This window comes from Rhodococcus sp. IEGM 1307, from assembly GCF_030056915.1.
GTDB classification, from domain to species: domain Bacteria; phylum Actinomycetota; class Actinomycetes; order Mycobacteriales; family Mycobacteriaceae; genus Rhodococcus_F; species Rhodococcus_F opacus_D.
This window is the reverse complement of sequence record NZ_JASHKW010000009.1, coordinates 399,359-405,987: the sequence shown is the minus strand read 5'-3', so window position 1 is coordinate 405,987 and position 6,629 is coordinate 399,359. Positions and strand designations below refer to the sequence as shown.

6 protein-coding genes are annotated in these 6,629 nt (G+C 65.5%); 3 read left to right on the top strand and 3 right to left on the bottom strand.

From position 1 onward, the window contains the following. Positions 1-214: 214 nt before the first annotated feature. From QM841_RS20560 to QM841_RS20550, 3 genes are all read right to left on the bottom strand, one after another. Positions 215-1,243 carry an NADP-dependent oxidoreductase gene (locus QM841_RS20560; RefSeq protein WP_283333347.1) on the bottom strand — a complete coding sequence of 343 codons (1,029 nt, stop codon included), beginning with the start codon at positions 1,241-1,243 and terminating at the stop codon, positions 215-217. A gap of 46 nt (positions 1,244-1,289) precedes the next feature. Then, on the bottom strand, positions 1,290-2,198 hold the full coding sequence (locus tag QM841_RS20555; RefSeq protein WP_269592997.1) for an SDR family oxidoreductase: 909 nt from the start codon (positions 2,196-2,198) through the stop codon (positions 1,290-1,292). Between the two features lie 115 nt (positions 2,199-2,313). Then, on the bottom strand, positions 2,314-3,018 hold the full coding sequence (locus tag QM841_RS20550; protein WP_120661608.1) for a TetR/AcrR family transcriptional regulator: 705 nt from the start codon (positions 3,016-3,018) through the stop codon (positions 2,314-2,316). Positions 3,019-3,195: 177 nt separating this feature from the next. On the opposite strand from QM841_RS20550, the gene QM841_RS20545 reads away from it, so the two are divergent. The 3 genes from QM841_RS20545 to QM841_RS20535 are packed head-to-tail and all read left to right on the top strand — an operon-like array spanning position 3,196 to position 6,601. Continuing rightward, complete coding sequence (locus QM841_RS20545) at positions 3,196-4,164, top strand: enoyl-CoA hydratase/isomerase family protein (protein WP_283333346.1); 969 nt, start codon at positions 3,196-3,198, stop codon at positions 4,162-4,164. Positions 4,165-4,172: 8 nt separating this feature from the next. After that, the gene (locus QM841_RS20540) at positions 4,173-5,120 is read left to right on the top strand and encodes an alpha/beta hydrolase (RefSeq protein WP_283333345.1); all 948 of its coding nucleotides are present in this window, start codon (positions 4,173-4,175) and stop codon (positions 5,118-5,120) included. 11 nt (positions 5,121-5,131) lie between these two features. After that, the gene (locus QM841_RS20535; protein WP_283333344.1) at positions 5,132-6,601 is read left to right on the top strand and encodes a class I adenylate-forming enzyme family protein; all 1,470 of its coding nucleotides are present in this window, start codon (positions 5,132-5,134) and stop codon (positions 6,599-6,601) included. The last annotated feature ends 28 nt before the right edge of the window (positions 6,602-6,629 follow it).

Genomic DNA, 6,629 nt, shown 5'->3' with positions numbered 1-6,629 from the left:
ACCGCGAGTTGCCATGACCAATCTTAACAACCGATGGCTTATTTATGACTCAGGACACTAGGAGTACTCGTTGCCCGGTATACCCTGTCGCGCCCAGCAAGACTATTCTGCGTCGTTCCACGGTTTCACGTTTCACTCACTGCCTGTCGACCGCGGACGTCAGTTCTGACTCGCCATCGACTGGTGTCGACGGAAGTACCCGATCCCGACGACATCAGAAGGTGGCCTCGCTATGGGATTGTCCTCCGACCTTGACAACGACCTTGCCTTTTGCGCGTCCCTGCTCGACGTAATCCAGTGCTGCTTTGGTTGATTCGAAGGGAAAGACCTGATCGACGACCGGATGTATGGCGCCGGCATCGATGATGGACGCAAGACGGCGTAATTGTTCTCCACTCGATTTCATGAACAGGAACGAATAGGTCACATCGCGTCGTTTCGCTGCCCGTCTGATTCGAAAGCTCAGCAGGCACATCACCTGTTGCACGATCCAGTTCAATCCGGCTTCTTTCGCGAAGCTGGGATCGGGTGGACCGGAGATGGAGATGATCTGTCCACCGGGTTTGAGAACGCGGAGTGATCTTTTGAGCGTCTCACCGCCGAGGGTGTCGAGGACGAGATCGTAGTCGTGCAGGATCTCCGCGAAATCATCCTTTTTGTAGTCGATGACGACATCCGCACCGAGGCGCTCGACCCAATCGGCATTCCCGGTGCTCGTCGTCGTGGCCACGGTCGCGCCGAGATGCTTGGCCAGTTGAATCGCGAACGTGCCGACACCGCCTGAGCCGGCATGGACCAGAACTTTCTGTCCCGCTTCCAGGTTTGCCCTCTCGATCAGCGCTTGCCACGCGGTCAAACCGACCAGAGGGATCGACGCCGCCTCTTCCATGGTGAGTTCTCGTGGCTTGATCGCCACGTCCTCCTCGTTTACGGAAATGAATTTCGCGAACGTGCCGATCCGATCTTGCCGGGGCCGCGCGTATACCTCGTCGCCGGGCTTGAATCGGCGCACCGCGGCGCCGACTCGAACGACGACACCGGCCAGGTCGTTGCCCAGGACGATCGGTAGACGGTACGGCAGAATAGCTTTGAGCTTTCCCTTCAGGATCTTCAGATCCAAGGGGTTCACACTCGCGGCGTGGATTTGAACTAGGACGTCATCATCTCGCAACTCCGGGTCGGGTACCTCACCCGCCCGCACACCGTCAATGTTCCCGTATCGATCGAGAACGACAGCCTTCATCGTGATTTCCTATCTCTTGTGTTCGTGCGGACCACAGCCGGTTTCGCTAGATGTGCGCCGGGCTGCGCTGATCGTTTTCACTGAGGTGCGGCAACTCTGGAACGAGTTGGTCGTTCCTGCCCAAGGCGGCAACTTCGGTTTCGAGGGCGGGAACTGTCGCGGCGGAGAACCGCCTGGTCCACGGCCACACGACCGGAGAATTCAGCAGCGCCTTGGCCCAGTTGGCGACGGCGACCGCCCGGGGAACGTAGACGCGACCGCGCCGGTATGCGAGCCCGTCGACGATGGCGGAGGCCGCTCGGTCGACACTGGTCGTGACGTTCCCCGGATACGGCAGGCGCCGGCGCATCTGCTGAAAAGAAGGAATGTCGACCTCGGCGCCCCGCACGAGGTCGGTATCGATCCAGGACGGATGGACAAGACCGACGGTGATCCCGAGGTGGGCCACTTCCGCGCGATAGGCAAGTGCGAGCGACTCGACCCCGGCCTTACTCGCGCCGTAAGAGGCCAGACCGCCAATCGAGGTGAAGGACAGTGCGGATGCCACGATCAGGACGTGGCCCCGGCTGCGTTGCAGATGAGGTGTCGCATGCTTGAGGGTGCGGAATACGCCGTTCAGGTTGATGTCCACGACTCGCTCGAAGGACGCCTCGTCCGCGTGTCGCACCGTTCCGTATGCGGCCACTCCGGCGTTGGCGACGACCATGTCGACGCCGTTCATGACATCGGCGCACTCGTCGATCGCGGACCGCAATCCCGCGCTGTCGCGCACGTCCGCCTCACACCAGTGCGCCGACGGGCCGAGTTCCTCGGAAAGGGCGCGCAGTCTGTCGGGTTCGAGACCGATCAGGGCGAGCCGAGCACCCTGCGCCGCGGCAAGGCGTGCTACCTGCTCGCCGATGCCGCGCGCGGCTCCGGTGACGATTACTTTGCGGCCCACGAGATCACGTTTCATGCGGCAACTGTAACTTCGTTATATGACGAAGGCAATGCCCCTGCTCCATCAACCTCCAGTCGGGATGGCTCCGAGCCCCAGCAACGACTTCGCGCCGGGGCCCCGCGGTCTCGGCTCAGGCGCCCGCCGAGCTGTCCAAAGCGGGCCGGACCGAGTCGTACATGCGCACGGCCCTCTCGTGTGAGACCTCGGCACGTTCGCGCGTGTCGCCGAGGCCGACCGCAAAGTTCACGCCCATCGGCAGCAGCACCTGTCCCACCGCGTCGTCGAACTCGGCGAAGTGCTCGCCCAGCTCGAGAGTGATGTAGCCGTGCACGTAACTCCACAACTGCGCCGCGACCACCTCCGGGGCGTGGGGCTCGACCCTGCCGGAGTTCACCAAGCGCGCACACGCGTCGGTGACGTGTGTGTAGGCATCACGGAAGGCCGGAGAATGTCCACTCAACCGCACGTCCGACTCCAACGGTCGGTAGGTGGCACGAGTGGAGAGTCCGAACATCAGGTCGTAGAGGTGGGGGTTCTCGCGCGCCTGGCGCCGGCACGTCAATGCCAGCACGAACAGATCCACGACCGGATCCTCCGTCACAGGGACCTGGGAAAAGGCCGTGCCGAGTTCGGTGAATCCATGGTCTGCGACCGCGCGGACGAGCTCGGGGATGCCGCCGAAGTGGTGGTAGACGACCATCGTCGACAGTCCGGCCGCGGACGCCACCGTCCGCGCCTTGATCGCGGACGGGCCCTGTTCGGCCAGCAGGCCGACCGTGGCTCGAATCAGCCGCTCCGGCACACCCTCGGGTGTGGTCGGCGACGTCTCTCCCATATCTCCACCTGACTTCGCATTTTCCGCCCGGTGGGCACCGAAGTGCCCGAGTGACCCTTGCCACCACCGCATAACATGGTTATAGTACGTCATAACGAAGTTACAGGTTGATGGCCGCTCCCACGGGTGCTCGCCGCACGTCCTTCCCCTTCCTCCCATTTACGGATGTGAAATCTCATGACACACGAAGACAAAGGCCATCTCGAGGTCGAGGACCGCGGGGACGTGCTGATCGTCCGCGTCGACGGCGGCCCGCACAGCCTGTTCGGCCTCGACATAGCCAACCAGCTCGAGGAGTTGGTGGACCGCGTCGACCGCGACGCGCGCGTCCGTGCGGTCGTGTTCACCGGGACACGCCCCGGCCGGTTCGTCAGCCATGCGGATGTGCGGTGGCTGCAGGAAGAGGGTGCAGCGGTCCCGCCGCTGGGCCGTCGCGGTGCCTCCGCGATCGCGCGGGTAGCCAGAGGCGCTGATCGCGCCCGCGCCCTCGAGCCCGTGGTGCGCAGGACCCCGCTGTGGGGAGCGGTCCAGCTCGACCGGCTGCACGCGACGTTTCTGAAGATGAACGCCAGTGGTGTCATTTTCGTTGCCGCCCTGAATGGTTCAGCCCTCGGCCTCGGCGCGGAATTCGCCTGGGCGTGCGACCTGCGGGTCATGGCCGACGGTGACTTCTTCATCGGCCAGCCCGAGGTACTGCTGGGAATCAATCCGGGTGGTGGCGGTACCCAGCGCCTGACCCGACTGATCGGCACCCACCGCTCCCTGGTCGCCATCCTCGAAGGCAGGCCGTTCACTCCCGCGCAGGCCCTCGCCAACGGAGCCGTCGACGAGGTCGTCGCCCCCGACGACGTGATCACGCGGGCGACCGAACTCGCCGAGTACTTCGGCGCCCGCCCGAGGGAGGCCATCGCTGCCGTCAAGAGGTCGGTGTATTTCGGCGGATCGATGTCGCTGACGGAGGGTTTGCACGTCGAACGCACCGAATTCCTCGGCACCGACCAATCCGAGGACGGCCAGCAGCTGATGCTCGACTACCTCGCAACCGCCGACGCCACCGGTGAGCTGCCCCTCTACAACCCGGACACCTACAAGCAGGCCCTCGAATCGGGGCGCGTGCCCGGGCTTCGCTCGACGAACGGACGATGAGACCCGCCATGGCCAGCAAGAAACCTTTCACCCGCCACGACGTCCTCTTCTCCTCCGGCGACAGCTCGTGCGCCGCATGGCTGTATCTGCCCACCGGCGTCACCTCACCGCCCGTCGTCATCCTCGGCCACGGCCTCGGCGCCACCCGCGACATGCGCCTGGACGCCTTCGCCGAACGCTTCGCCAGGGCCGGCATCGCCGCCTTCGCGTTCACCTATCGGCACTTCGGTGACAGCGGCGGCCAACCCCGTCAGCTGCTGTCGATCAAGCGCCAGCTCGCCGACTGGGATGCCGCCATCTCCTGGGTCAAGGCTCGCGGCGGTCTCGACAGCACCCGCATCGCGGTCTGGGGCAGTTCCTTCGGCGGCGGCCACGCCATCACCGTCGCGTCACGGCACCCCGAACTGCGGGCGGCGGTCGCGCAGTGCCCGTTCACCGACGGGTTGGCCTCCGCGCTCGCGCTCGGCCCGGCCGCCTCAGTGAAGGCCTCCCCCGTGGTCGCCCGGGATCTGATGGCCAAGGTTGGTCGGCGCGCGCCGGTCATGATTCCGCTCGCCGGACCCCCCGGCTCACTTGCTCTGATGAACGCCCCGGACGCGCTGTCCGGTTACGAGGCGATCGTGCCGGCAGGGACGACGTTCCGGAACGAGGTTGCGGCACGGGTGATTCCCAGTCTCATTACCTACCGGCCCGGGCGGGCAGCGAAGAAGGTCGCCTTCCCGATCCTGTTCTGCGTGAGCAACACCGACACCGTCACACCACCCGCCCAGACCCTCCGATACGCGCGGACAGCACCACGAGGCGAGATCAGAACCTACGACGCCGGCCACTTCGACTTCTACCTCGGCGAACCCTTCGAGGCCTTGGTCCGTGACCAGATCGACTTCCTCACCCGCCAACTCGACTCGGCACCGGTCACACCGTCACCGGGCCGGGCCGCACCACACCGAAGGTGAACACGACCACGATGAACTTCGCATCGCTGCCCGACCGCCGCGCCGATCTCGACCCGCACGCACCGGCGGTCTCCGACGCCACCGGATCGCTCACCAACGCTCAGTTCCTCGACCGGGTCCGCGCGGCCACCCGCCACCTCCACGACCGGGGAATCGGGCCCGGAGACGTCGTGGCCCTGAAGCTGACCAACCGCACCGAGTTCGTGGTGCTGCTGTTCGCGACCTGGCGGCTCGGCGCCACCATCACCCCGGTCAACCCGACCCTGACCGACGTCGAGGTCGCTCGGCAGCTCGCCGACTCCGCCGCACGGCTGCTCGTCGTCGAGGACGGCACGACCCTATTGGGTGGCGTTGCCACTCTCGCCGTCGACGAGCTGTTCCAGGAGGCGACCGAGTCCGATCACACACCACCTGCGGACACGTCCGCACTCGCCCTGCTGATTTACACCAGCGGCACGACCGGGGTGCCGAAGGGCGTGATGCTCGACCACACCAACATCGACGCCATGGCCGAGATGGGTGTGCAGGCGCTGCAGCTGGGGCCGGCAGACCGATGCCTGCTGATCCTGCCGCTCTTCCACGTCAACGGCATCGTCGTCAGCGTCCTCACCCCGCTACTCGCCGGCGCGAGCGTCGTCATCGCCGGCCGATTCGATCCCCGAACCTTCTTCGACCTCGTCGAATCCGAACGCCCCACCTACTTCAGCGCGGTGCCGACGATCTACAGCATCCTGGCGGCGCTTCCGGCCGATGTTCGGCCCGACACGTCCTCACTGCGGTTCGGCATCTGCGGTGCCGCACCCGCCTCAGCGGAGTTGCTGACCCGGTTCGAGGACCGGTACGGGGTTGCCCTCCTCGAGGGCTACGGGCTGTCCGAAGGGACCTGCGCCTCCACCCTCAACCCTCTCACCGGACCCCGGCGCGCCGGAACGGTAGGGATCGCTTTCCCCGGTCAGGAGATGCGCATCGTCGACGAGAACGGCGTCGAACTGGGCCCCGGGGTGGACGGCGAGGTCGTCGTGCGCGGCCCCAATGTGATGCGCGGCTACCTCGGCCGTCCGGAGGACACCGCACAGACCGTCATCGACGGATGGCTGCACACGGGCGATGTCGGCCACCTCGATCCGGAGGGCTACCTGACCCTGGTGGGGCGCTCGAAAGACATGATCATCCGCGGCGGGGAGAACATCTATCCCAAGGAAATCGAGGACGTCCTCGCCGGCGACCCGTCCGTGCTCGAGGCCGCCGTGATCGGCGTTCCCGACACCATCTGGGGTGAGGTCGTCGTCGCCTATGTCCAGCCGACACCCGATTCGACCGTCGATCCCGCTGCGTTGCAAGCGCTCTGCGCGCGCAAACTCAGCCGCTACAAGCGCCCCACCGCGCTCGTCGTGGTGGACACCATCGCCAAGAACGCGGTCGGCAAGATCGACAAGGTTGCACTGCGGGCCGCCCACACAGCGCTCTCTGCAACGTCGTGACCAACGAATCCGTCTGAAAGGAAACCTC